At 67.4% G+C, this 22,507-nt stretch carries 20 protein-coding genes and 1 other RNA gene; 9 read left to right on the top strand and 12 right to left on the bottom strand.

Annotation, left to right across the window (positions count from 1 at the left end; translation table 11 throughout):
- Positions 1-266: 266 nt before the first annotated feature.
- Positions 267-1,175 (bottom strand): glycine--tRNA ligase subunit alpha, encoded by a 909-nt coding sequence (gene glyQ, locus ACCQ05_RS00720; RefSeq protein ID WP_228963374.1) that lies wholly within the window; start codon positions 1,173-1,175, stop codon positions 267-269.
- An 89-nt stretch (positions 1,176-1,264) separates the two neighbouring features.
- Here glyQ and ACCQ05_RS00715 point away from each other — a divergent pair, with 89 nt between their 5' ends.
- The 3 genes from ACCQ05_RS00715 (at position 1,265) to ACCQ05_RS00705 (ending at position 5,688) form a co-directional block, all read left to right on the top strand.
- Entirely contained in the window at positions 1,265-3,079 is a 1,815-nt protein-coding gene (locus tag ACCQ05_RS00715; protein ID WP_228963376.1) for a GspE/PulE family protein, read from the top strand.
- An 897-nt stretch (positions 3,080-3,976) separates the two neighbouring features.
- On the top strand, positions 3,977-4,729 hold the full coding sequence (locus ACCQ05_RS00710; RefSeq protein WP_372392610.1) for a glutamine amidotransferase: 753 nt from the start codon (positions 3,977-3,979) through the stop codon (positions 4,727-4,729).
- Between the two features lie 59 nt (positions 4,730-4,788).
- On the top strand, positions 4,789-5,688 hold the full coding sequence (locus ACCQ05_RS00705; RefSeq protein ID WP_372392609.1) for a BPSS1780 family membrane protein: 900 nt from the start codon (positions 4,789-4,791) through the stop codon (positions 5,686-5,688).
- Between the two features lie 101 nt (positions 5,689-5,789).
- Here the strand turns inward: ACCQ05_RS00705 and ACCQ05_RS00700 are convergent, their stop codons facing one another.
- The 7 genes from ACCQ05_RS00700 to ACCQ05_RS00670 all read right to left on the bottom strand — a co-directional run bounded on the left by ACCQ05_RS00700 (position 5,790) and on the right by ACCQ05_RS00670 (position 9,133).
- Complete coding sequence (locus ACCQ05_RS00700; protein WP_372392608.1) at positions 5,790-6,038, bottom strand: hypothetical protein; 249 nt, start codon at positions 6,036-6,038, stop codon at positions 5,790-5,792.
- Between the two features lie 65 nt (positions 6,039-6,103).
- Positions 6,104-6,179: non-coding RNA, sX9 sRNA (locus ACCQ05_RS00695), on the bottom strand.
- Positions 6,180-6,239: 60 nt separating this feature from the next.
- On the bottom strand, positions 6,240-6,527 hold the full coding sequence (locus tag ACCQ05_RS00690) for a hypothetical protein (protein WP_372392607.1): 288 nt from the start codon (positions 6,525-6,527) through the stop codon (positions 6,240-6,242).
- Between the two features lie 29 nt (positions 6,528-6,556).
- The gene (gene tatC, locus ACCQ05_RS00685) at positions 6,557-7,294 is read right to left on the bottom strand and encodes a twin-arginine translocase subunit TatC (protein WP_372392605.1); all 738 of its coding nucleotides are present in this window, start codon (positions 7,292-7,294) and stop codon (positions 6,557-6,559) included.
- Positions 7,291-7,911, bottom strand: coding sequence for a Sec-independent protein translocase protein TatB (tatB, locus tag ACCQ05_RS00680; RefSeq protein WP_372392604.1), 621 nt, complete (start codon positions 7,909-7,911; stop codon positions 7,291-7,293). Before tatB ends, tatC begins: the two co-directional genes overlap by 4 nt.
- A 15-nt stretch (positions 7,912-7,926) precedes the next feature.
- Entirely contained in the window at positions 7,927-8,154 is a 228-nt protein-coding gene (gene tatA / locus ACCQ05_RS00675; protein ID WP_003484969.1) for a Sec-independent protein translocase subunit TatA, read from the bottom strand.
- Between the two features lie 73 nt (positions 8,155-8,227).
- Positions 8,228-9,133 (bottom strand): lipid-binding SYLF domain-containing protein, encoded by a 906-nt coding sequence (locus ACCQ05_RS00670; RefSeq protein WP_372392603.1) that lies wholly within the window; start codon positions 9,131-9,133, stop codon positions 8,228-8,230.
- Between the two features lie 161 nt (positions 9,134-9,294).
- Between ACCQ05_RS00670 and hemH the strand changes: the two genes are divergently transcribed.
- From hemH to ACCQ05_RS00655, 3 genes are all read left to right on the top strand, one after another.
- The gene (hemH, locus tag ACCQ05_RS00665; RefSeq protein WP_372392601.1) at positions 9,295-10,251 is read left to right on the top strand and encodes a ferrochelatase; all 957 of its coding nucleotides are present in this window, start codon (positions 9,295-9,297) and stop codon (positions 10,249-10,251) included.
- Positions 10,252-10,253: 2 nt separating this feature from the next.
- Positions 10,254-11,120 (top strand): alpha/beta fold hydrolase, encoded by an 867-nt coding sequence (locus ACCQ05_RS00660; protein WP_228961269.1) that lies wholly within the window; start codon positions 10,254-10,256, stop codon positions 11,118-11,120.
- Positions 11,121-11,282: 162 nt separating this feature from the next.
- Positions 11,283-11,570 carry a hypothetical protein gene (locus tag ACCQ05_RS00655; protein ID WP_372393864.1) on the top strand — a complete coding sequence of 96 codons (288 nt, stop codon included), beginning with the start codon at positions 11,283-11,285 and terminating at the stop codon, positions 11,568-11,570.
- Positions 11,571-11,715: 145 nt separating this feature from the next.
- Here the strand turns inward: ACCQ05_RS00655 and ACCQ05_RS00650 are convergent, their stop codons facing one another.
- The 3 genes from ACCQ05_RS00650 to ttcA form a co-directional block, all read right to left on the bottom strand.
- Positions 11,716-12,501, bottom strand: coding sequence for a YgjP family zinc-dependent metalloprotease (locus tag ACCQ05_RS00650; protein ID WP_372392600.1), 786 nt, complete (start codon positions 12,499-12,501; stop codon positions 11,716-11,718).
- Positions 12,502-13,108: 607 nt separating this feature from the next.
- On the bottom strand, positions 13,109-14,014 hold the full coding sequence (locus ACCQ05_RS00645) for a recombination-associated protein RdgC (protein ID WP_029218276.1): 906 nt from the start codon (positions 14,012-14,014) through the stop codon (positions 13,109-13,111).
- Between the two features lie 58 nt (positions 14,015-14,072).
- Entirely contained in the window at positions 14,073-14,981 is a 909-nt protein-coding gene (gene ttcA, locus ACCQ05_RS00640) for a tRNA 2-thiocytidine(32) synthetase TtcA (RefSeq protein WP_372392599.1), read from the bottom strand.
- Positions 14,982-15,554: 573 nt separating this feature from the next.
- Between ttcA and xylA the strand changes: the two genes are divergently transcribed.
- On the top strand, positions 15,555-16,892 hold the full coding sequence (xylA, locus tag ACCQ05_RS00635) for a xylose isomerase (protein WP_372392598.1): 1,338 nt from the start codon (positions 15,555-15,557) through the stop codon (positions 16,890-16,892).
- Between the two features lie 215 nt (positions 16,893-17,107).
- Here xylA and ACCQ05_RS00630 read toward each other — a convergent pair whose 3' ends face one another.
- Positions 17,108-18,175 carry a LacI family DNA-binding transcriptional regulator gene (locus ACCQ05_RS00630; RefSeq protein WP_372392596.1) on the bottom strand — a complete coding sequence of 356 codons (1,068 nt, stop codon included), beginning with the start codon at positions 18,173-18,175 and terminating at the stop codon, positions 17,108-17,110.
- Positions 18,176-18,372: 197 nt separating this feature from the next.
- Here ACCQ05_RS00630 and ACCQ05_RS00625 point away from each other — a divergent pair, with 197 nt between their 5' ends.
- Positions 18,373-20,538, top strand: coding sequence for an alpha-glucuronidase family glycosyl hydrolase (locus ACCQ05_RS00625; RefSeq protein ID WP_372392595.1), 2,166 nt, complete (start codon positions 18,373-18,375; stop codon positions 20,536-20,538).
- Positions 20,535-22,496, top strand: a complete 1,962-nt coding sequence (locus ACCQ05_RS00620) for a sialate O-acetylesterase (protein ID WP_372392594.1) — start codon at positions 20,535-20,537, stop codon at positions 22,494-22,496. The genes ACCQ05_RS00625 and ACCQ05_RS00620 overlap by 4 nt, the downstream gene beginning before the upstream one ends.
- Positions 22,497-22,507: the final 11 nt, after the last annotated feature.

The raw sequence follows: 22,507 nt of genomic DNA, 5'->3' as shown, positions 1-22,507 counted from the left end.
CCCTGCGGGAGAAGGTGCCCGAAGGGGCGGATGAGGGTACGGGCGAAGCTCTGTGGAGGGTGGGTGCATGAGGGCTGTGCCCCGTACCCTCACCCCAACCCCTCTCCCGTAGGAGAGGGGCTTGTTGCTTCCTTCTCCCTTCGGGGAGAAGGTGCCCCGCAGGGGTGGATGAGGGTACGGGCGAAGCTATGTGGAGGGTGGGTGCATGAGGGCTGCGCCTCGTACCCTCACCCCAACCCCTCTCCCGGCGGGAGAGGGGCTCTTGGTTACTGCTTCACGCCAGGAAACCCCAGCTTCTCGCGCTGCGCGTGATACGCCTGCGCCACACCCTGGGCCAGCGCGCGCACGCGCAGGATGTAGCGCTGGCGCTCGGTCACGCTGATCGCGCGGCGCGCATCCAGCAGGTTGAAGGCATGGCTGGCCTTGGTAACCTGCTCGTAGGCCGGCAACGGCAGCCCCACCTCCACCAGGTGCCTGGCCTCGGCCTCGCAGGCATCGAAGCGGTGGAACAGCTCGGCCACATTCGCATGCTCGAAGTTGTAGGCACTCTGCTCCACTTCGTTCTGGTGGTACACATCGCCATAGCTCACCGCGGTGCCGTCCGGGCCATAGGTCCACACCAGGTCGTAGACGTTGTCGCAGCTTTGCAGATACATGCACAGCCGTTCCAGCCCGTAGGTGATCTCGCCCAGCACCGGCTTGCACTCCAGCCCGCCAGCCTGCTGGAAGTAAGTGAATTGGGTGACCTCCATGCCGTTGAGCCAGACTTCCCAGCCCAGGCCCCAGGCGCCGAGCGTGGGCGATTCCCAGTTGTCTTCGACAAAACGCAGGTCGTGCACCAGCGGATCGATGCCCAGTGCCTTCAACGAGCCCAGGTACAGGTCCTGGATGTTGTCCGGGTTGGGCTTCATCGCCACCTGGTACTGGTAGTAGCGCTGCAGGCGGTTGGGGTTCTCGCCGTAGCGGCCGTCGGTGGGGCGGCGCGAGGGCTGCACGTAGGCCGCATTCCACGGCTCCGGTCCCAGTGCGCGCAGGAAGGTGGCGGGATGGAACGTACCGGCGCCCACTTCCAGGTCCAAGGGCTGGATCAGCACGCAGCCCTGCTCGGCCCAGTACTGGTTGAGGGTCTGGATCAGGCCCTGGAACGTGATTGGAACGCGGCGGGAATCGGACATGCAGCAAGGGCCGTGCGAAAGGGGTGCGCTAGTATACCGGCCCACCCGCGGCGCTTTGCCGCGGGCGATTGCCGCAGGGGATAACAAGCATGGAACAGCGGCGTAGCGCCGACCCGGACAGCGCAGCGGCGATCCTGCCGCGCGGCCGGTTGATGTTCGACCCGGTGGCCGCCGCCCTGCTGGCCGACGGCATGGTGGTGCCGCACGAACACGAGCGCGTGCAGTTCTCCGCCAGCGGTGCGCGCACCGCCAGCGACGTGCATCCGCTGGTGCTGCTGGCCAACCTCAAGCTGCATGCCGCACAGCCGCCGGCCGGCGAACTGGGCCTGGAACGGCTCACCGAATGGCTGGCCACCCGCACCGGCCTGCGCTATCTGCGCATCGACCCCACCCGCATCGATGTGGCCGCCGTCACCGGCGTGGTCTCGCACGCGTATGCGCGCCGGCATCGCATCCTGCCGCTGGCACTGGATGCCGAGCGCGTGCTGATCGCCACCAGCGAGCCGCTGGCGCTGGACTGGCTGGCCGATGTGCAGCACCTGAGCCGCCGCCGCATCGAGCTGGCGCTGATCAACCCGCTGGATCTGCATCGCTACACGATGGAGTTCTTCGGCGTGACCCAGTCGGTGCGCGGCGCGCGCGGCGATGCGCGCAGTACCGAATCCAATGCCGGCCTGCCCAGCTTCGAACAGCTGGTGGAACTGGGCCGCGCCGGCGACGTCAATGCCGACGACCACCACATCGTGCATATCGTCGACTGGCTGCTGCAATACGCCTACGAACAGCGGGCCAGCGACATCCATCTGGAGCCGCGCCGCGAGGCCGGGCGCATGCGCTTCCGCATCGACGGAGTGCTGCACAAGGTGCTGGAAGTGCCGCCCTCGGTGATGACCGCGGTGGTCAGCCGTATCAAGGTGCTGGGCCGCATGGACCTGGCCGAGCGGCGCCGCCCGCAGGACGGCCGCATCAAGACCCGCTCGCCGGGCGGGCGCGAGGTGGAAATGCGCCTGTCCACCATGCCCACCGCGTTCGGCGAAAAATGCGTGATGCGCATCTTCGACCCGGATTCGGCGTTCAAGAGCATCGAGCAGCTGGGTTTCAGCCCGGAGGAAGCGGCCGGCTGGAGCGCGCTGGTCGAGCGCCCGCACGGCATCGTGCTGGTCACCGGCCCCACCGGCTCGGGCAAGACCACCACGCTGTATTCCACGCTCAAGCGCCTGGCCACGCCGGATGTGAATGTGTGCAGCGTGGAAGACCCGATCGAAATGATCGCGCCGGAATTCAACCAGATGCAGGTCCAGCAGAACATCGACCTGGATTTCGCCAGCGGCGTGCGCACCCTGCTGCGCCAGGATCCGGACATCATCATGATCGGCGAAATCCGCGACCTGGAAACCGCGCAGATGGCGGTGCAGGCCTCGCTCACCGGGCATCTGGTGCTGTCCACGCTGCACACCAACGATGCCGCTTCGGCCATCACCCGCTTGCTCGACCTGGGCGTACCGCATTACCTGGTGGCCTCCACGCTCAACGGCGTGCTGGCGCAGCGGCTGGTACGTACGCTGTGCGTGCACTGCAAGCGCCCGCATACGCTCAGCGACGACGAGTGGGCGGCGATCCGCGAGCCGGGCGAAACGCTGCCGGAGGTGGTGAATGTGCACGCGCCGGTCGGCTGCCTGGAATGCCGCCGCACCGGCTACCTGGGCCGGGTGGGCCTGTACGAACTGCTGCCGGTCACCCCGCGCCTGCGCACCCTGATCCGCCCGGACACCGAGCTGGCCAGCTTCAGCCACGCCGCCCGCGGCGAAGGCCTGCGCACATTGCGCCGCACCGGCCTGGAGAAGGTCGCCGCCGGGCTGACCACCATCGAGGAAGTGCTCTCGGTGCTGCCGCCGCGGGAGTGACGAAACGCAGCCGACAACCATAGCGAGCGTCCGATGTGGGGAGCGCGGTGTTCTGTTCGCCGTCTTGGATGCAACGCAGGCCTGTCTGGTCCAGCGCACGGCATCCGGTCCGCTGGCCGGAACCTTTCGCGATGTCGTCCGAAGGCGCAATGGTGGCATCCATGCCGCCAACGGCCTGCCAATCGCAAAAACATGCACCAGAACGTTGGAGGGCGGCTTTCATGAGGCTGCTCATGGCGCAAAGACGGAGCGGCTTCGCGCTTGCGCTGCAGGCTGGCCGCGCGCGTTCGCATCGCCAGCGGACCGTGCCTGTCGTCTGCACCGACCCACCGACCACCGCGACGGGTCCTTCTCTCACCGTTGCGGGCCCCATGGCGGCCGCCATGGAGCCACATGGACGTACTTGCGGCGTGTCCGGCGACGCTGGACGGGCAAAAGCCCCTGCGGCAAAGACCCAGATGGTCGGCTCTAAAACAGACACGACTTGGCTACCTGGGTGGCTGCGCTGACTCAGTCATCACAGCTGCCGCACACCCACCCTACGCCCCATGCGCGCGAACGCAGCATCCGGCACACGCCGGGCGCCGGACACGCACTACGCGGCAGCTCCTTCCGCACGCCGGGAGTCGGTCACCCCAGCCGTGCCGCTTCCCGTCCATGCAGGCAGCGGCATCCTGAAGCAGCGAGGCGGCGAACTCGCCGACAATCCAGTAGCGCCGCTCGCTGCCGATATCCAGGGCATGCCACCGCCGTGGCGATCCCGTCGACCCCGCCTGGAGGGAATCAAGACATGTCATTCGGCAATGACGCGCAGGGCCCATCCGGGGGAGACGCTTGAAACAAGGCCGCCCCTGCCGCCTACAATCGGGCACATCTGTCGTGTCCGGATCTTCGCGCATGTCCGTTTTGCCGTTCCTGATCATCGAAACCGGGCAACCCGTGCCGGAGATGAAGCGTTACGGCCGTTTTCCGCACTGGATCCGCGTGGCCGCCGGGCTGGCCGAGCATGAAACGGTGGCCATCGACGTCGCCAGTGGCGATGCGCTGCCCGACCCGGCCGCCTTCGCCGGCATCATCGTCAGCGGCTCGGCCGCCTTCGTCACCGACCGCGCCGACTGGAGCGAACGCAGCGCCGACTGGCTGCGCACCGCCGCGCACCAGGGCATGCCGCTGCTGGGCATCTGCTACGGGCATCAGCTGCTGGCGCATGCGCTGGGTGGCGAGGTCGACTACAACCCGGCCGGGCGCGAATCGGGCACCATCGCGCTGGAACTGCACCCGCCGGCCGAGCAGGATCCGCTGTTCGCCGGGCTGCCGACGCAGTTTCCGGCCCACGCCACCCATCTGCAGACGGTGCTGCGCGCCCCGGACGGTGCCATCGTGCTGGCCCACTCGCGCCAGGACCGGTGCCACGCCTTCCGCTGGGGCCGGGCCACCTGGGGCGTCCAGTTCCACCCGGAATTCGCCACCCATCACATGCGCGGCTATGTGCGGGCGCGGGCGGAGTGCATCGCCCGCCATGGCCACTGCGCCCGCACCGTCGCCCGCGAGGTCACCGCCGCGCCGGTGGCCCGCAAGCTGCTGCGCCGGTTCGTGCACCATGCGCGCGGCCTGCAAACAGTGAACGCTCGTCCCGCCGCGCACACCTAAAAGCAGCGATAATCGCGTCACGCCGGATGGTCCGGCGCGCGTAGCGATCCGGAATGGGAATGAGCGAAATTCGTAAGGTGCCGGCATCTGCCGGCGCGCAGTGGCTGTTGACCGGTTTCTCGCTGTTGAAGCGGGCGCCGCTGGCGCTGGGCTCGCTGGGGGTGATCTGGAGCGTGGCCGCCTCGCTGCTGGTATCGCTGTCGGTGCTGGTGCCGCTGCTGGGCCCGGCGCTGCAGTTCCTGCTGGTGCTGGCCGGCCCGCTGTTCATGGGCGGCCTGCTGTGGGCGATCCGCGAGGTCGACGAAGGCCGCATCGCCAAACCGTCGCATCTGCTGCACGGCCTGCAGGACGGCCGCGCGCCGCACCTGCTGGTATCGCTGCTGCCGCAGTTGATCGCCGGCCTGCTGCTGGGCGTGCTGCTGCTGGCGATGATCGGCTCCAGCGGGCTGCAGCAGCTGTCGGAGGTGATGATCAAGATCAACCAGATCAGCCAGTCCGGCGCGCAGCCGGACCCGGTGCAGATCGAGCAGCTTGCCGCCAGCCTGCCGGCCGGGCGCATCCTGCTGTGGCTGCTGCTGACCATCGCCACCTTCGCGGCGATGACGCTGGCGCTGTTCGTGATGCCGCCGCAGGTGATGTTCGACCGCAGCACCGGCGGCCATGCGCTGCGCGAGAGCCTGCGCGCCAGCCTGCACAACCTGCCGGCGATGCTGGTGTTCTTCGTGCTGGCTTTCATCGCCATCTTCGCGATCTATTTCGCGGTGATGATCGTGGCGCTGATCGTCGGCCTGGTGGCCGGCCAGACCGTGGCGATGTGGCTGGCCCAGCTGCTGCTGATGGCGGTGCTGATGCCGGTGTTCGCCGGTTCGGTCTATGCCGCGTGGAAGCAGATGTTCACCCACGAAGGCGCCGCCGCCCAGCCGATCAAGCCCTCACGGCCGGATGTGTTTGCGGCTTGATCTTGGAGCCGTAGGAGCGCACCCGGGCGCGACGAAGCTTTCCCGGGAATGCCCGTCGCGCCCGGGTGCGCTCCTACGCAATTCGATCTGTCTGCGTGGTGTCAGTCCGTCCGATTAAGCTCCACGCGAACGGCCGTGATGCAGTCGGGTATGTCGCCGAACGGCAATGGATGGGCTGCAAATACGTTCTCGTAAATCGTCACCTCTGTGCCGGAGCGCGTTGCACGCAGGTGTCCCATGCCGCTGAAGGACGTGTTGAAATTCTCTCTCAAGGCTGCATTCCGGCCGTGGAAAAGGCCGCTTGCCGCACGGCCGGACGTATCGACCCTGACCGTCAGCTCGCCATACATGGCGCTCAGGAAGTCGTGTTGTTCGGTGCCGAATCGCTGGAACGGATCGACGGTATTGTGAGAGTGGCTACCAAAACGTAGCGAGCGGTCGTCAGGTGGGTGCGGACGGCGCGGAGGAACCGGAGTGTACGGGTGGTACATGAGGATTCCGAGCACCGGCCGCGCCCGCCTGGCGGCCGCGCAGTAGGTTTGTTAGCCGCTCTACATCAGTAACACCGTCGGCATACCTGCACCGGCCGCCGCACGTAGTTGTCCCCGTGCTTCAACAATCTTCTGGCGCACATGCCAACCGATCGTCCTGGACCACACGCCATCCGGATCGATTCCGCGATCACTCTCGATCTGTTTGATCTCCACCGCCACCAACGTGCTGCCAAACCACACGTGATAGTCGGGCGTACGGCTGGATGTCTCGGCAATCCGCTGACAGTCCAGCCGATGCTGCGCGCAGAATGTCTCGAATACCCGCTCTGATGTGGTTCTTTGCATCCCAGATCAGCTCGCAGACCGACCGCGACCTAGGCGCTCTTCGGCCCTACCGCACGCGAGGCAATGATGCCCAGCTCATACAGCAGGCACATCGGGATGGCCAGCATCAGCTGCGAGACCACGTCCGGCGGGGTGAGCACGGCGGCCAGCACGAAGATGCCGACGATGGCGTAGCCGCGGCCTTCGCTGAGCTGCTTGGGGCTGACCCAGCCCAGCAGCACCAGGATGACCAAGGCCACCGGCAGTTCGAAACTCGCGCCGAAGGCGAAGAAGATCGCCAGCACGAAATCCAGATAGGAATTGGCGTCCGGGGTGATGGCGATCACGTCCGGCTTGAACGTGGTCAGGAAGTGGAACACCGCCGGCAACACCAGGAAATAGGCGAACGCGCAGCCGATGTAGAACAGCGCCACCGCCGAGGCCAGCAGCGGGAACGCGAGCTTCTTTTCGCGCTGGTACAGCCCCGGCGCCACGAAGGCCCAGGCCTGGAACAGCAGCCATGGCACGCTGATGAACACCGCCACGAAGAAGGTCAGCTTCAACGGGGCGAAGAACGCGCCGGCCGGGTTCATCGCGACTATGGTCTGCCCCAGCGGCAACTGCGAGATCAGCGGTGCGGCCAGCCAGGAATAGATCGCCCGCGAGAACGGCAGCAGGATCAGCAGCACCACGCCCAGGCCGATCAGTGCGCGTACCAGGCGAGCCCGCAATTCCACCAGATGCTCGATCAGACTGCTTTCGGCCTGCGCGTCGTCGAACAGGCTCACGGCTGCTTCTCCTGGAGGGTGCTCGGTGCGGCCGGCGCCGGCGCGGTGCGCGGCTGGTTCGATGCTGCGCCTACCGGCGTCTGTGCACTGGCGGTCTGCGCGGCATGCGGTGCCGGCACCAGCGTGTCGTGCGGAGCCGGTACCAGGGTCTGGTGCGGCGCCGGGGCGATCGGCTGCGCCTGCGCAATGACGGGGGCGGCAGCCGCGTGATCGGAAGCATCTACTGCGTCGGTGGCCAACTCGCCACCCGCGCCTGCCGCCAGATCCGCATGCGCCAGCTCCAGCGGCGTGGCCGCCGGCGTTGCGCTGCTGCGGATGTCGATATCGCGACCGACATCGTCATGCAGCGCGCGGGCGCCCTGCTCGACCTGCTGCTGCGTGTTGCGCAGCTGGCTTTCGGCCTCGCGCAGCGAGGCCTGCACATCCTGCAGGCTGCGCTTGAGCTCTTCGGCCTCCAGCTCGCGCTCCAGCTCCTGCTTGACCGAATCCCATTGCGCGCGCGCGCGGCGCACCCACAGCCCGGCGAAGCGGGCGGCCTTGGGCAGGCGCTCCGGGCCGAGCACCACCAGGGCGACGATCGCGATCAGCGTCAGTTCGCCAACACCAATGTCAAACACCGACGCTGCTCCGGATCAGCGCGCGTCGCGGTCGCGTTCGGCCTGCGCCTCACGCGCCTGCTCGGCAGTGCGGGAGTCGTCGCCGAGCTTGCCGGCCGGCTTGTCGTCGTCGTGCATGCCTTTCTTGAATTCCTTGACCGCGCTGCCGAGATCCTTGGCACCGCTGGTGAGCCGTTTGGTACCGAACACCAGCAACACGATCACCAGCACGATCAGCCAGTGCCAAATGCTGAAACCGCCCATGATCTGCTCGCTTGCTGAAAAAGAAGGAAGACGCAGGATACCCCAGCGCACCGCGCAGGGGGATGACAGTCGGTCAGCGCGTTCCGTCCAGGGACTCGGTGCGGATCTCGCCCTCGGACACCGGCTGGAAGCCCTGCTGCGCCGGCGGCGTAGTCGCGGGCTGCATCGGTACGGTGCTGGCGGCGTTGGCCGGCGGCGGTGCGGGCTGCGCCGGGGCCGGCGTGGCAGCCGATGCGCGCGGCGGCGGCGGCGCGGTCTGTCCGCTGGCGTCGCCATCGCTGGTGCGATTGGCGCGTGCGGTGTAGGTGACCTCTTCCAGACGGTCGCGGAAGGCCACCACGTCGGCGGAGGGGCGCTCGTTGGTGCGGCCCTCGAAGATCATGCGCGGCGTAGCACCGCCGCCGTAGGCGTTGAGGTCGGCGGCATCGTCGATCTGCAGCACCGCGCCATCCAGCGCCACGCCGGCGAACAACCCGCGGGCGCGCGACCACGACCAGATCTCGGCCTTGAGCTGGCCGTCGGTGGCGGCGGCGGCATTGCGGCCCACCGGGCCTGCGGCCACGCCGGCATCGGCGCCCAGGGTGAACTTGCCGTTGACGATGTTGTCCAGGCTGCGGTCGTTGCGGAACACCAGCACCACGTCGGAGGACTGCACGCCGGCCTGGAAACCGATGCTGCCGCCGGTGAGCTTGACGAACACCGGCTGCGACCAGCTGCCGTCGGCGTTCTTCATCGACATCAGGCCATGACCGCGGCGACCACCGATCACCAGGCCGGCCTTGAGCGTATCGGGGATGACCACGATGGCGCGCGCCTCGTCGAGCAGCTTGTCCGGGATGGACTGCTCGGGAATCTTCATGATCTCGTTGAGCACCCGCACCGCGTTACGCGCACGCTGGTCCTCTTCCGGGCCGGCGACCGCATGGCCGGCGGCGAGGGTCAGCGACAACAACAGGGCCAGGCGCGACAAACGAGGCATGACAAGCTCCAAGGGGCGGTCCGTCAAAGATAGCAATGGCGCGACGTTAGTGGTGGCGCAATGAATCGGTGGTGAGCGCAAGCGGCGCCCAGGATGGCACCGATCGCAGCGATCGGCGCGCTGTTGTCGGCAGGCTTGCCCGGCTCTGCCAGAATGGACCGATGAACATGTCCCCCGATTCCGCCCTGCTGGTCGTCAACCTTGGCACGCCGCAAGCGCCCACCGCGCCGGCCGTGCGCCGTTACCTGGCCGAGTTCCTCAGCGACCGCCGCGTGGTCGCGATCCCGCCGCTGTTCTGGAAACCGCTGCTGTACGGGGTGATCCTGCCGGTCCGTGGCCCCAAGTCGGCGGAAAAGTACGCCAAGGTGTGGTTGCCGGACGGCTCGCCGCTGGCGGTGTATACCCGGCGCCTGGCCGAAGGCCTGCAGGACGTCATGCCCGACTGGCAGGTGGAGTGGGCCATGCGCTACGGCGAGCCGGCACTGCGCAAGACGCTCGACGCCCTGCGCGCACGCGGCATCAAGCGCATCGTGGTGCTGCCGCTGTATCCGCAGTATTCGACCACCACCACCGCCTCGATCCAGGACGTGGTGGACGCCTGGCGCCGCAGCGCGCCGGAGATCGCGGTGGAAGTAATCCAGGACTATTGCGAGGACGCCGGCTGGGTGACGGCGATCGCCGACTCCATCCGCGCGCACTGGCAGGTGCATGGGCGCAGCGAGAAGTTGATGTTCTCCTTCCACGGCCTGCCGCAACGCGTGGCCAATGCGGGCGACCCGTACCCGCAGCAGTGCGAGCGCAGCGCGCAGGCGATCGTGTCGGCGCTGGGCCTGGGCGCGGACGAGTGGCAGATGGGCTACCAGTCGCGCTTCGGCTCCGAGCGCTGGTTGCAGCCGTACGCAGAACCCACGCTATGGAAACTGGCCGAGGGCGGCGTGCGCAGCTTCGACCTGGTGTGCCCGGGCTTTGCCACCGATTGCCTGGAAACCCTGGAAGAAGTGGCGCTGGGCTTTGCCGAGACGCTGGCCGAGCGCGGCGCCACGCTCAGCTACATCCCCTGCCTCAACGCCACCCCGGCACATGCGCAGGCCTTGGCCGCACTGGTGCGTCGCGCGTGAGGCTGGAGCCGTTTGCGTGCGAACTGGCCATCGGCCGGGTGACCGGGTTGCGCAACACCGGGCGGGGACCGCGCCGGGTACTGGCCTTGCATGGCTGGCTCGACAATGCGGCCAGCTTCGTTCCGTTGAGTGCGCACCTGCAGGCGCCGGACCTGGATCTGGTGCTGCTGGACCTGCCCGGCCACGGCCACAGTGCGTGGCTGCCGGTGGGCGCCGAATACACCCTCAGCAGCGCCATCCACAATCTGCTGCAGGTGGCCGATGCGCTGGGCTGGGAGCGGTTCACCCTGCTCGGCCATTCGCTGGGCGGCGGAGTGGCCAGCCTGATGGCCGCCGCTGCGCCGGAACGCATCGAGGCGCTGGTGGTCATCGAGGCGCTGGGCGCCCTGGCCGAACCGGTGGAAAGCACCGCCGAACGGTTGCGCGATTCGGTGCGCTCGACCCGCAGCCTGTCGCAGCGGCCATTGCGGGTGTTTACCTCGATGGAAGCGCCGATCCGCGCCCGCATGATGGCCAATCAGCTCACCGAGCCGTCGGCACGGCTGCTGGTGGAGCGCGGCCTGCGCGTGGTCGAAGGCGGCTACAGCTGGTGTACCGATCCTCGCCTGACCCTGCCCACCGCCATCCGCATGACCGAAGCGCAGATCGACGCAGTGCTGTCGTCCATCGTGTGCCCGACCCAGGCGATCTTCGCCACGCCGGCGCAGGCGTATTTTTCCGATGCGCTGCGCGATCACCGGGTGGCGATGGTGCCGGACGCGCGCCTGGAGCTGTTGCCGGGCACCCACCATGTGCATATGGAAACACCGCAGCCGGTGGCGGCGTTGATCGATGCGTTTCTGGCGTCATTGCCAGCGCCACGTGCATGAAGCGAGGGCATGGCATGTGCGTGCGCTGGTACCGACACCGGTGATGCGGCGGTCGGCTGACGCAGTAGCTGCACCAGCCCGCGACGCGCCCGATGTCTGCAGGTACGCGCTGGGCGGCGAAAGAACGCTTGCATGGCAGCAACCCGGCAGGAAAATCGCGTGATGCGTCCGCCCGTGCAGTTGATCGCGGCGATCGAGGGCTTCGACCTGTGGAGTTCGCCCTGGGCCTTCCTTGACATGGTGCGTGCGGCACCACCGCTGGATGCGGACGATGGCCGGTTGCTGGACGCACTCTGGTCGGTGGCCTGCCACGCCGAGCATTGGACGACGGCGTGCACGCTCCAGGCAGGCGCTGCAGCCGCCGAGACGGCGCTGGCCCAGCGCTACGCCTGGCTGTCGCCGCTGGCCTGCAGGCAACTCGCCAGGGCGGCGTCCTACCAATGGCGCTAGGGCGTGGCGGACGCGGTGCGACGGCAATCTGCCATGCGACGTGAGGCCCTTGTGCCGGAGCGACGACGCGCCCGGCCTTGTGCAAACCTGACGCACTCGGCATTGCGCAATGGCGGAACTGCGCGTTGCGCAGCACACAGACCGGCTAGGCCGGTTGCAGCAACCGCCGCAGCTGCGCCTTGAGCTGGCGGCCGTGTTCGTGGAAGTAGCTGCGCTCGTCGCGCCATGTAGGAAAACGACGTTCCACCTCCGCCCAGAATGCCGGCGAATGGTTGGCCTGCAGCAGATGGCAGAGCTCGTGCACCAGCACGTACTCGAACGCCGAGGAGCGGCCGAGCACCAGCGCCAGATCCAGCGCCATCGAGCCGTCCGGTGCCAGCGAACCCCACTGCGAGGACATCACCTTCAACCGCAGGCGTGCCGGTGGACGCGGCAGCCCGGGCAGATAAGTGGGCAGCCAGCGGCCGACATCGGCGCGCGCCTGCGCTTCGTAGAATTCCTTCAGCGTGCGGCGCAGGCCAGCTTCGCCCAGCCGCGCCGGCACGTGGAAGTGCGCGCCGTCCTCGTCGAGGTCGATGCGCGCGTAGCGCCCTTCGTGCCAGGACAACGGCAGCAGCGCGCCGCGCAGGGGCAGCAGCCCGGCCACGCCGCGTTGCAGCGCGGGAAACGCATCGACCTGCCGGTAACGCGACAGCTGGGTGCCCAGCCAATCCAGATGCGCGTGCACGAAGCGCTCGCCGGCCACCAGGCTCGCACGCAGCGGCAGGGTGAGCCGCGCGCCGCGCTCGTCCACGCTGAGCTTGATCCGCCGCGCACGTGGGTCGCGCACGCGCAACACGTCGATCTCGCTGCCGTCCAGCTGCACACGCAGGCAATCGCGTTCGATGACGTGCGGGGCGGGCGCGATCAGGCGGCGGACGGGCTTGAACATGCGCACAGGATAGCGCCGCGATGTGTCAGGTGGTGAGACCTGGCGATTGATTCGTTTGATGCTGGCGCTGCTTGGAGCGGCTAACCAAAAGATGATGCTCACACCGAGGTGGGCACACCTGCGACGTCGCTTCGGGGCCTTGCCCGCTCACCATCCCGGAGCATGCCGCAAGCACGCCCTTGTCGGCCCTGGCACGGCATCCATGCCGATCCAGGTCCCATGACGGTGAGCGAGCAAGGACCCGTCGAGATAGTCGGTATGCAGATTCGCCCGCAGCGCATGAGCTGCGCTGATCGGATCACGGTGCATCGACCGGCGTCTCACCACCCGATGCAGGCCGAGCAGCCGACAGGCTTTCAACACGCAACCTGCAACCTCTCATTGCCTGGCACAGAGCAAAGCAAACAACACGCTCTCAAGAAGGCAGCCGGGCAACTCTCTGGCGCGGTGTCATCAGCGGTTGCGGGATCCTTGGCGGCATGGATGCCGCCAAGGATGGATTCACGACGTGTCCCGGCGCTGGTGAGGGCAGCGCGCCCTCACCTCGTCCAACGCTGTGACTTGAATCCCGGATCGCGCCTCAACCACGCTACGGCTGCAGGCCCGGTTACTCGGCCTTGCTCAGCTTCAACGCGGTTTCCAGCAGCAGGAACAGCCGGCGGATTTCGGCGCTCATCAGCGCAAAGCGCGCATCCAGTTCGGCGCGTGCGCCGTCGTCCTCGCTGTGTTCGAGCTGGTCCAGCGCGCCGTCGAGGAACTTGAGCTTGCGGATCACCAGGTCGTCGCCGAGCACGAACGACAGGTTGTCGTCCATCACCAGGGCCAGCTTGGTGACCTGCTTGCCGGCTTCCAGGTGCTTGTCGATCTCGTCGCCGCGCAGTTCCTGGTGCTGGCACTTGACCACCGCGCCGCCTTCGATGGGGTCCTTCATCTCGCATTCTTCGCCCAGGCTCAGGCCTTCGGGCAAGGGCTCGCCGGCGATCCAGCCGGTGAGGATGGCGCGCGGGGCGACTTCGGCATTGAGCGGCAGCGCCGGGAAGCTACCAAGCGCGCCGCGGATCTCGCTCATCACGTTCTCGCCGCTCTTGCGGCTGGACGTGTTGACCGCGATGTAGCCGTGCTGCAGGTCCAGGATGGCGTCGGTGCGCGAGCTCTTGACGAAGGCGCGCGGCAGCAGCTCATGGATCAGGTCGTCCTTCAAGCGCTTGCGCGCCTTGCCGCCGGGGCGGCGACCTTCCTTTTCCTCGATTTCGGCGACCTTGCGCTCGAGCAGATCGTTGACCACCGCGCCGGGCAGAATCTTGTCCTCGCCGCCGACGGTGAGCCACAGGAAATCTTCCAGACGGTGCGAGAGCACTTCCTGCTCGTCGCGGCCGAACGGCGAAATGAAGCCGCGCGAACTCATTTCCAGCGGGCCGACCGGCTTGAGCTGCACTTGCGGCAGCAGCGTTTCGATCTGCGTGAAATCCAGCGTGGTGGGAAAGCGGAACAGGGTGAGATTGCGAAAGAACATGCGTAAGACCGAAGAAAAAACGTGGAGGTGGAAGACCGACGGCGACCGGGCGGGCGCGTCAGTCGCTAGCGTGTGTGCTGTCGGCGGTGGCGTGCCAGGCGCTGGAATCAGCTGTGGGGGCGTCGGCGCCGCGGCCGAGCGCGAGGAAATCGAACAGGGTGCGGTCGGCCAGTTGCTCGGGCCGTACGTCGCCCAGCGCGCGCGCAATCTGTTCCACCCGCCCCGGATGGTCGCGGTCCCATTGCTGCAGCATGCGGCCCACCTGCTGGCGTTGCAGGTTTTCCTGGCTGCCGCACAGGTTGCACGGAATGATCGGGAACTGGCGCAGCTGTGCGTAGGCGGCGATATCGGCTTCGCGCACGTAGGCCAGCGGACGGATCACCACGTGCGCACCGTCGTCGCTGCGCAGCTTGGGCGCCATCGCGGCCAGGCGCGCGTGGTGGAACAGGTTCATGAAGAACGTGGCGACGATGTCGTCGCGGTGGTGGCCGAGCGCGATCTTGGTCACCCCATGCGCCTGCGCGTAGGCGTACAGGGCACCGCGCCGCAGACGCGAGCACAGCGAACACATGGTCTTGCCGGCGGGAATCACCCGGCTGACCACCGAATAGGTGTCCTGCTCGATGATGTCGAACGGTACGCCCTGCTCGCGCAGATAGCCGGGCAGCACCTCGGCGGGGAACTCCGGCTGCTTCTGGTCCAGGTTCACAGCCACCAGCGTGAACGGCACCGGCGCCTTGCGCTGCAATTGCAGCAGCATGTCCAGCAAGGTGTAGCTGTCCTTGCCGCCTGACAGGCACACCATCACCTTGTCGCCGGCGGCGATCATGCCGAAGTCGGCGATCGCCTGGCCCACCTGGCGCTGCAATCGTTTGCCCTGGCGCAGCTGATCGGACGGCAACCGCGGGCGCGCAGTGCGCGGCGCGGGGTCGGCCAGGGGTTGCGGCAGCGGCAGGACAGCGGTCATGAGCCGCCCATTGTAGCTGCCGGGGGGAGTGGGATTGGGATTTGGTCGTGAGGCCGGAGGTGGCGGCCCCCCATCCGCCCTTCGGGCACCTTCCCCCGTGAACGGGGGAAGGGAGAGAGCCCTCCGTCCACGGCTGAGTGCCTCGCACCTGGCCATTTCCCGGCAGTCTCCCCTCCTGATGGTCACTCACCTGATGGTTTCCCTCTCCCGCACGCGGGAGAGGGTGCCCGAAGGGCGGGTGAGGGCCGTACGGGCCAACCCACCAACCGCCAGCCATCACCACACCTTGCCGCTAAGCAAGAGCTCGCATCTCGCAGCGCAGCAAGCCTTTCGGCGGCGGGCTGGGTAAAGTCCGTAGGACCGTTTCAGCTGGGATCGGCATGACACCTTCGGCTTCGCTGCATGGCGCGGCTTTTTTCAGTCGGTTTTTTGGTAGCGCTAACATTCCGTGCATTGCGTAGCAACAGATCCGCTGCAGCGACGCGGCACCACCGAGCGTTGTGCGTGCCAGCGCCGCAGTGTGTCGATGCCATCCCTCTCCCCCATGGTCCCCTTTCTGCAGGAGTTCACCCCATGAGCAACACCGTCTACATCGGCGCCAAGGAATACTTTCCCGGCATCGGCAAGATCGGCTTCGAAGGCCGCGATTCGGACAACCCGCTGGCGTTCAAGGTCTACGACGCCAACAAGACCATCGGCGACAAGACCATGGCCGAGCACCTGCGCTTTGCGGTGGCCTACTGGCACAGCTTCTGCGGCAATGGCGCCGACCCGTTCGGCCCGGGCACGCGTGCGTATCCGTGGGATGTGGGCAACACCGCGCTGGCACGTGCCGAAGCCAAGTCCGATGCCGCGTTCGAGTTCTTCACCAAGCTCGGCGTGCCGTACTACTGCTTCCACGACGTGGACCTGGCGCCGGATGCCGATGACATCGGCGAGTACGAAAAGAACCTGACCCACATGGTGGGCATCGCCAAGCAGCGCCAGGCCGACACCGGCATCAAACTGCTGTGGGGCACCGCCAATCTGTTCTCGCATGCGCGCTACATGAATGGTGCATCGACCAACCCGGACTTCAACGTGGTCGCGCGTGCGGCGGTGCAGGTCAAGGCCGCCATCGATGCTACTGTTGAACTCGGCGGCGAAAACTACGTGTTCTGGGGCGGCCGCGAAGGCTATGCCTGCCTGCACAACACCCAGATGAAGCGCGAGCAGGACAACATGGCGCGCTTTTTGACCCTGGCACGTGACTACGGCCGCGCGATCGGCTTCAAGGGCAATTTCCTGATCGAGCCCAAGCCAATGGAGCCGATGAAGCACCAGTACGACTTCGACAGCGCCACGGTGATCGGCTTCCTGCGCCAGCACGGCCTGGACCAGGACTTCAAGCTCAATATCGAAGCCAACCACGCCACGCTCTCGGGCCACAGCTTCGAGCACGACCTGCAGGTCGCCTCCGATGCCGGCCTGCTGGGCAGCATCGATGCCAACCGCGGCAACCCGCAGAACGGCTGGGACACCGACCAGTTCCCGACCGACCTGTACGACACCGTCGGCGCGATGCTGGTGGTGCTGCGCCAGGGCGGGCTGGCCCCGGGCGGCCTGAATTTCGACGCCAAGGTGCGCCGCGAATCGTCCGACCCGCAGGACCTGTTCCTGGCCCATATCGGCGGCATGGACGCGTTCGCACGCGGGCTGGAAGTAGCCAACGCGCTGCTGACCTCCTCGCCGCTGGAAACCTGGCGCAAGGAGCGCTACGCCAGCTTCGACAGCGGTGCCGGTGCGGATTTTGCGGCGGGCAAGAGCACGCTGGCGGACCTGGCCAGCTACGCCGCCGGCCATGCGCCCACGCAGATCAGCGGCCGCCAGGAAGCCTACGAAAACCTGATCAATCAGTATCTGACGCGTTGATCCACATGCACGCGCTGGTGGCAGTGCGTGTGCGTTGGCTGCATGCGTTGCGGGCGCGGCGCATGCAGGAGCAGGCGAGACAGGAAAAGCCAAGGGCGCGAATGCGTACCTGCCAGCAGACGATAGGTGCTTGGGTGGGTCCACAGTCCGACCAGGTCGGCGACCGACACCGGCTGCGGTAGCCCACCGGCTGCGCAGCCTTCCCGCAGCGCTCTCTATTCGGCCGGATCGCCGGATGTCGGCGCGGCCACCGAATCCCGCTTGACCAGCAGGTGCGCGACCACATGATCGACCATCTTCGGCGTCCGCTCCTTGGCGCGTATCGTCTTCAGCAGGATGTCCAGTGCGGCATCGGCCATGGCGGCGATGGGTTGCTGCACTGTGGTGAGTTCGGGCCAGACGGCGGTGGCGGCGGAGGTATCGTCGAACCCCACCACCGACAGGTCACGCGGCACATCCATGCCGCGCCGATGCGCCACCGAAATGGCGGCGGCGGCCATATCGTCGTTGCTGGCGAAGATCGCGCTGGGGCGGCGCTTGCGTGCCAGCAACTTTTCCGCGGCCAGCAACCCCGAGCGGTAGGTGTAGTCGCCCGGTTGCACCAGATGCCGGTCCAGCCGCAGACCGGCGTCGGACAAGGCGGCCTGGAATCCTTCGAAGCGCCGCGTGCTGGCCGACAGGTTGGGGTGGCCGGCGATATAGCCGATACGCGTATGCCCCTGCGCGATCAGATGCTCGGTGATTTCCTTGGCGGCAGCGAACTCGTCGATGCGCACGCACGCCACATCGGGGCTGAAATGATTGGAGGCGATCGCCACCACCGGCACCTTGGCGCGCACCAGTTCCAGCACCGCAGCGCGCGACTCGCACAACGGCGGCGGCAGGATGACGCCGGCCACGCCCTTGGCGAGCTTGCGTGCGGCACGGCGCTCGGCATCGGCATCCAGATCGTCCCAGCAGTCGATCACCAGCTGGATCGAAGTGCGCGACGCAACACGCAACACGCCGAGCAACAACTCGCGCAGGTAGGCGCCGCTGGGGTCGCTGTAGATCAGCGCGATGCGCGTACTTTGCGCAGCGGCCAGCGCGCTGGCGGCCAGGTTGGGCGTGTAACCGAGTTTGTCGACGGCACGCATGACGCGCTCGCGGGTGGCCTCGCGCACACTGCCGTTGTTATTGACCACGCGCGAGACCGTCATCGGCGACACTTTCGCCAGCGCCGCCACCTCGTCGATGGTGGTCGCGCGGCTGGTGCGGCGGACCGATTTCCTGACCTTCTCCAAGCGTGGCCTCTTCAAGTGAGTGCGGAAGCTGCACGATGCATACCGACTGCGGCAATGACGTCCGCACCCACGGCATACACGACGATGCGCGCCATGGTACCGGGAAGCAGACAGAGCGGCGAGACGCGCAATCATGCGTCACACGCAGTGGAGCGGATGGCATGAGCAGGCAGGCAAGCGGAGGTGATCGCGTCCCGATGGCTGCACGGTTATTGCTGGGGTTGATGCTGCTCTGCGGCGTGTTCCTGCCCGCTGCGCAGGTGCATGCCGAGGATGGCTACGAGCTGTGGTTGCGCTACCAGCCGGTGCACAACGCCACGGCATTGCGCGAACACACCCAGGCACTGGTGGTCGCTGGCGACTCACCCACGCTGCAGGCCGCGCGCCAGGAGCTGGAACGTGGCCTGCAGGGCCTGCTGGGCGCCGCGCCGCAACCCACCGATGCGGTGACGCGCGACGGTACGCTGCTGCTGGGTCCGTCCAATGCGCCACAGGTGGCAGCCCTGAAACTGCGTACCGCCGATCTTGGGCGCGAGGGCTACCTGATCCAGTCGCTCAACGTGGACGGCCACCGCAGCATCGCGATCGTGGGCGGCAGCGATATCGGCGCGCTGTACGGCGCATTTCATCTCCTGCGTCTGCTGCAGACCGGCCAGACGCTTAGCGCACTGAACGTGCGTGAGGCACCGCGGCTGCAGCTGCGCATGCTCAATCACTGGGACAATCTCGATGGCGTGGTGGAGCGCGGCTACGCCGGCGCCTCGCTGTGGAACTGGCAGACCTTGCCGGGCTATCTGGATCCGCGCTACACCGATTACGCACGCGCCAATGCCTCGCTGGGCATCAATGGAACCGTGCTCAACAATGTCAACGCCAAGGCCTGGAGCCTGACGCCGCAGTATCTGGACAAGGCCGCCGCGCTGGCCAAGGTATTTCGGCCGTATGGCATCCGCGTGTTTCTCAGCGCCCGCTTCAGTGCACCGATCGAGATCGGCGGGCTGCCCACCGCCGACCCACTGGACCCGCAGGTGCAGCGCTGGTGGCGTGAGACCGCCGATGCGATCTATGCGCGCATTCCGGATTTCGGCGGGTTTCTGGTCAAGGCCAATTCCGAAGGGCAGCCCGGCCCGCAGGATTACCGGCGCACGCATGCCGATGGTGCGAACCTGCTGGCTGCTGCGCTGGCGCCGCATGGTGGCGTGGTGATGTGGCGCGCATTCGTGTATTCGCACGAGCAACCCGACGACCGCGCCAAGCAGGCGTATAGCGAATTCATGCCACTCGATGGGGCGTTTGCCGACAACGTGATCGTGCAGGTGAAGAACGGCGCCATCGATTTCCAGCCACGCGAGCCGTTTCATCCGTTGTTCGGCGCGATGCGCAAGACGCCGCTGATGCCGGAGTTCCAGATCACCAAGGAGTATCTGGGCTTTTCCACGCATCTGGCGTATCTGGGCAGCTTGTTCGCCGAGACCTTGCAAGCCGATACCTATGCCCGCGGCAAGGGCTCGACCGTCGCCAAGACGATAGATGGCAGCGTGTTCAACGATGCCAAACGCGCGCGGCTGACCGGCATCGCCGGCGTGGCCAACATCGGCGCCGACCGTAACTGGAGCGGCTCGATCTTCGACCAGGCCAACTGGTATGCGTATGGACGGCTGGCCTGGGACCCGCAGCTGTCGCCGCAGGCGATCGCGCAGGACTGGGTGCGCATGACGTTGTCCAACGACCCGGCCGTGGTCACGCCGGTGGTAGGCATGATGCTGCGCTCGCGCGAGGCGGTGGTGGACTACATGACCCCGCTAGGCCTGCATCACCTGATGGGGCGCGGCCACCATTACGGCCCGGCGCCCTGGGATGCCGGCAGCGAACGGCCGGACTGGGACCCGGTGTATTACCACCGCGCCGACCGCAACGGCATTGGCTTCGACCGCAGCGCCAGCGGCAGCAACGCAGCCGCGCAATACGCCGCACCGGTGGCGCGGGTGTTCGGCGATGTGCAACGCGTACCCGAACGGTATCTGCTCTGGTTCCATCACGTCTCCTGGGACCGGCGCATGGCGTCCGGGCGTCCGTTGTGGGACGAGCTGGTGTGGCATTACGACCATGGCGTGGACGAGGTGCGCGCGATGCGGGCGACCTGGCAAGGCCTGGCCGGCCGCATCGATGCGCCGCGCTACCGGCAGGTCGCCGATTTTCTGGCGATCCAGCAGGACGAGGCGCAGTGGTGGCGCGATGCCAGCATCGCCTATTTCCAGAGCGTGTCCGGGCGCGCCCTGCCGCCAGGCGTGGCCGCGCCGGCGCATCCGCTGGCGTACTACCAGGGCCTGAAATTTCCGTACGCGCCGGGGAACCCGAAATGAAACTGCGTGGTGTGCCTCTGCTGTTTGCTACCGCTGCCGCGCTGGCAACCGATGCGGCCTGCGCCGCCGATGCGCCGCTGCTGCATCCGCTGTTCCAGGAGCATATGGTGCTGCAACGCGATGCGCCGATCCGTGTGTGGGGCGATGCGGCGCCGGGTACGCGCGTGCGCGTGCAGCTGGATGCGCAGCAGCGACAGGTGCGCGCGGACCGCCAGGGCCACTGGCAGGCGCAGCTGCCTGGCCATGCGGCCGGTGGGCCGTACACGCTGACCGCCAGCACCGAGCATGGCACCACGCAACAGGTCGACGATGTGCTGATCGGCGATGTGTGGCTGTGTTCGGGCCAGTCGAACATGGAACTGCAGGTACACCGCACGCTGGATGCGCGCAGCGAGATCGCCGATGCCGAGCAACCGGCCATCCGCATGTTCAAGGTGCCGGCGCAGTCCAGCCCCACGCCGCAGCGCGGCTTTGGCGGCGCGGCACAATGGCAGCCGACCACGCCGGAAACGGTGAAGGACTTTTCGGCGGCGTGTTACTACTTCGCGCGCGAACTGCGCAAGACCGTCTCCGTGCCGATGGGCTTGATCAACGCCTCGTGGGGCGGCTCGCAGCTGCAAGCCTGGATCGGCGAGCCGGCACTGCGCGCGGCCGGCGACGATGGCCCGGCGCTGGATGTCCTGGCACGTTATGCCGGCAGCCCGACGGACGCGGCGCCGCGCTGGGCACGGCTGTGGGAAGCGTGGTGGCACGCGCATGGCGAAGGCGCGCCGTGGCAGCCGGATGCGCCAGGCGCGTGGCAACCCGCACCCGCCGCGCTGGGCGCGTGGGACGACTGGGGCGTGCCGCAGTTGGTGGGTTTCAACGGCATGGTCTGGTATCGCACCAGCGTGGAGCTGACGCCCGCGCAGGCGGCGCAGGAGGCAACGCTGGTGCTGGGGCCGGTGGATGAGCTGGACCAGACCTGGGTCAACGGTGTTGGCGTGGGCAGCAGCTACGGGGCCGATCAACCGCGCCGCTACGCGCTGCCGCGCGGCCATCTGCATGCCGGGCGCAACAGCATCGTGCTCAACGTGCTCAACACGTATCGCCGTGGTGGATTGCTGGGCGATGCGTCTTCGCGTGCGCTGCAGTTCGCCGATGGCAGCACGCTGCCGCTGGCCGCGCCGTGGCAGTACCGCATCGCGCTGCCGCAGCTGGGCTCGCCGCCGCGCGCGCCGTGGTCTTCGGCCGCAGGGCTGACCACCTTGTACAACGGCATGATCGCCCCGCTCGGCCATCTCGGCCTGCGCGGAGTGCTGTGGTACCAGGGCGAATCCAATGCCGGCGATGCGGCGCATTATCCGGCCTTGCTCGATGCCTGGCGGCGCGACTGGCGGCAGCGTTTCGGTGCGCAGCTGCCAATGCTGATCGTGCAGCTGGCCAACTACGGCGTGCCGCCCACGCAACCGGTGGAAAGCGGTTGGGCGCAGCTGCGCGAGGCGCAGCGCCGCTTCGTGGCCGAAGACGCGCATGCCGGCCTGGCAGTGGCCATCGACATCGGCGACCGCTACGACATCCACCCGGCCAACAAGCAGGAACTGGGCCGGCGGCTGGCACGCGCGGCGCGGCATGTGGTGTATGGCGAGGCGATCGCACCCTCGGGCCCGGTACCACGGTCCGTGCAACGCGAAGGCGATAGCGTACGCATCGTCTTCGACGAGGTGGACACCACGCTGCTGAGTTACGGCAACGATGCGCCGATCGGCTTCGAGGTGTGCGGAGCCGCAGTCGGCAGCTGCCGCTATGCCAGCGCGCGCGTGCAGGAGCGCGTGGTCAGCCTGCGCGTCCCCTCCGGCGTGGAGGCGACGCGGGTGCGCTACTGCTGGGCCGACAGCCCGGTGTGCACGCTGTACGACCGCAGCGGCCTGCCGGCTGGCCCGTTCGAATTTCCCATCACCACCCCACCTTCCCCCTGAGCGAGATCACG

Origin of the sequence: Xanthomonas sp. NCPPB 3582 (assembly GCF_041475735.2) — a bacterium.
Classification (GTDB): domain Bacteria; phylum Pseudomonadota; class Gammaproteobacteria; order Xanthomonadales; family Xanthomonadaceae; genus Xanthomonas; species Xanthomonas codiaei.
Note: the sequence above shows the minus strand (reverse complement) of the source record. Positions and strands in the feature narration are given on the sequence as shown.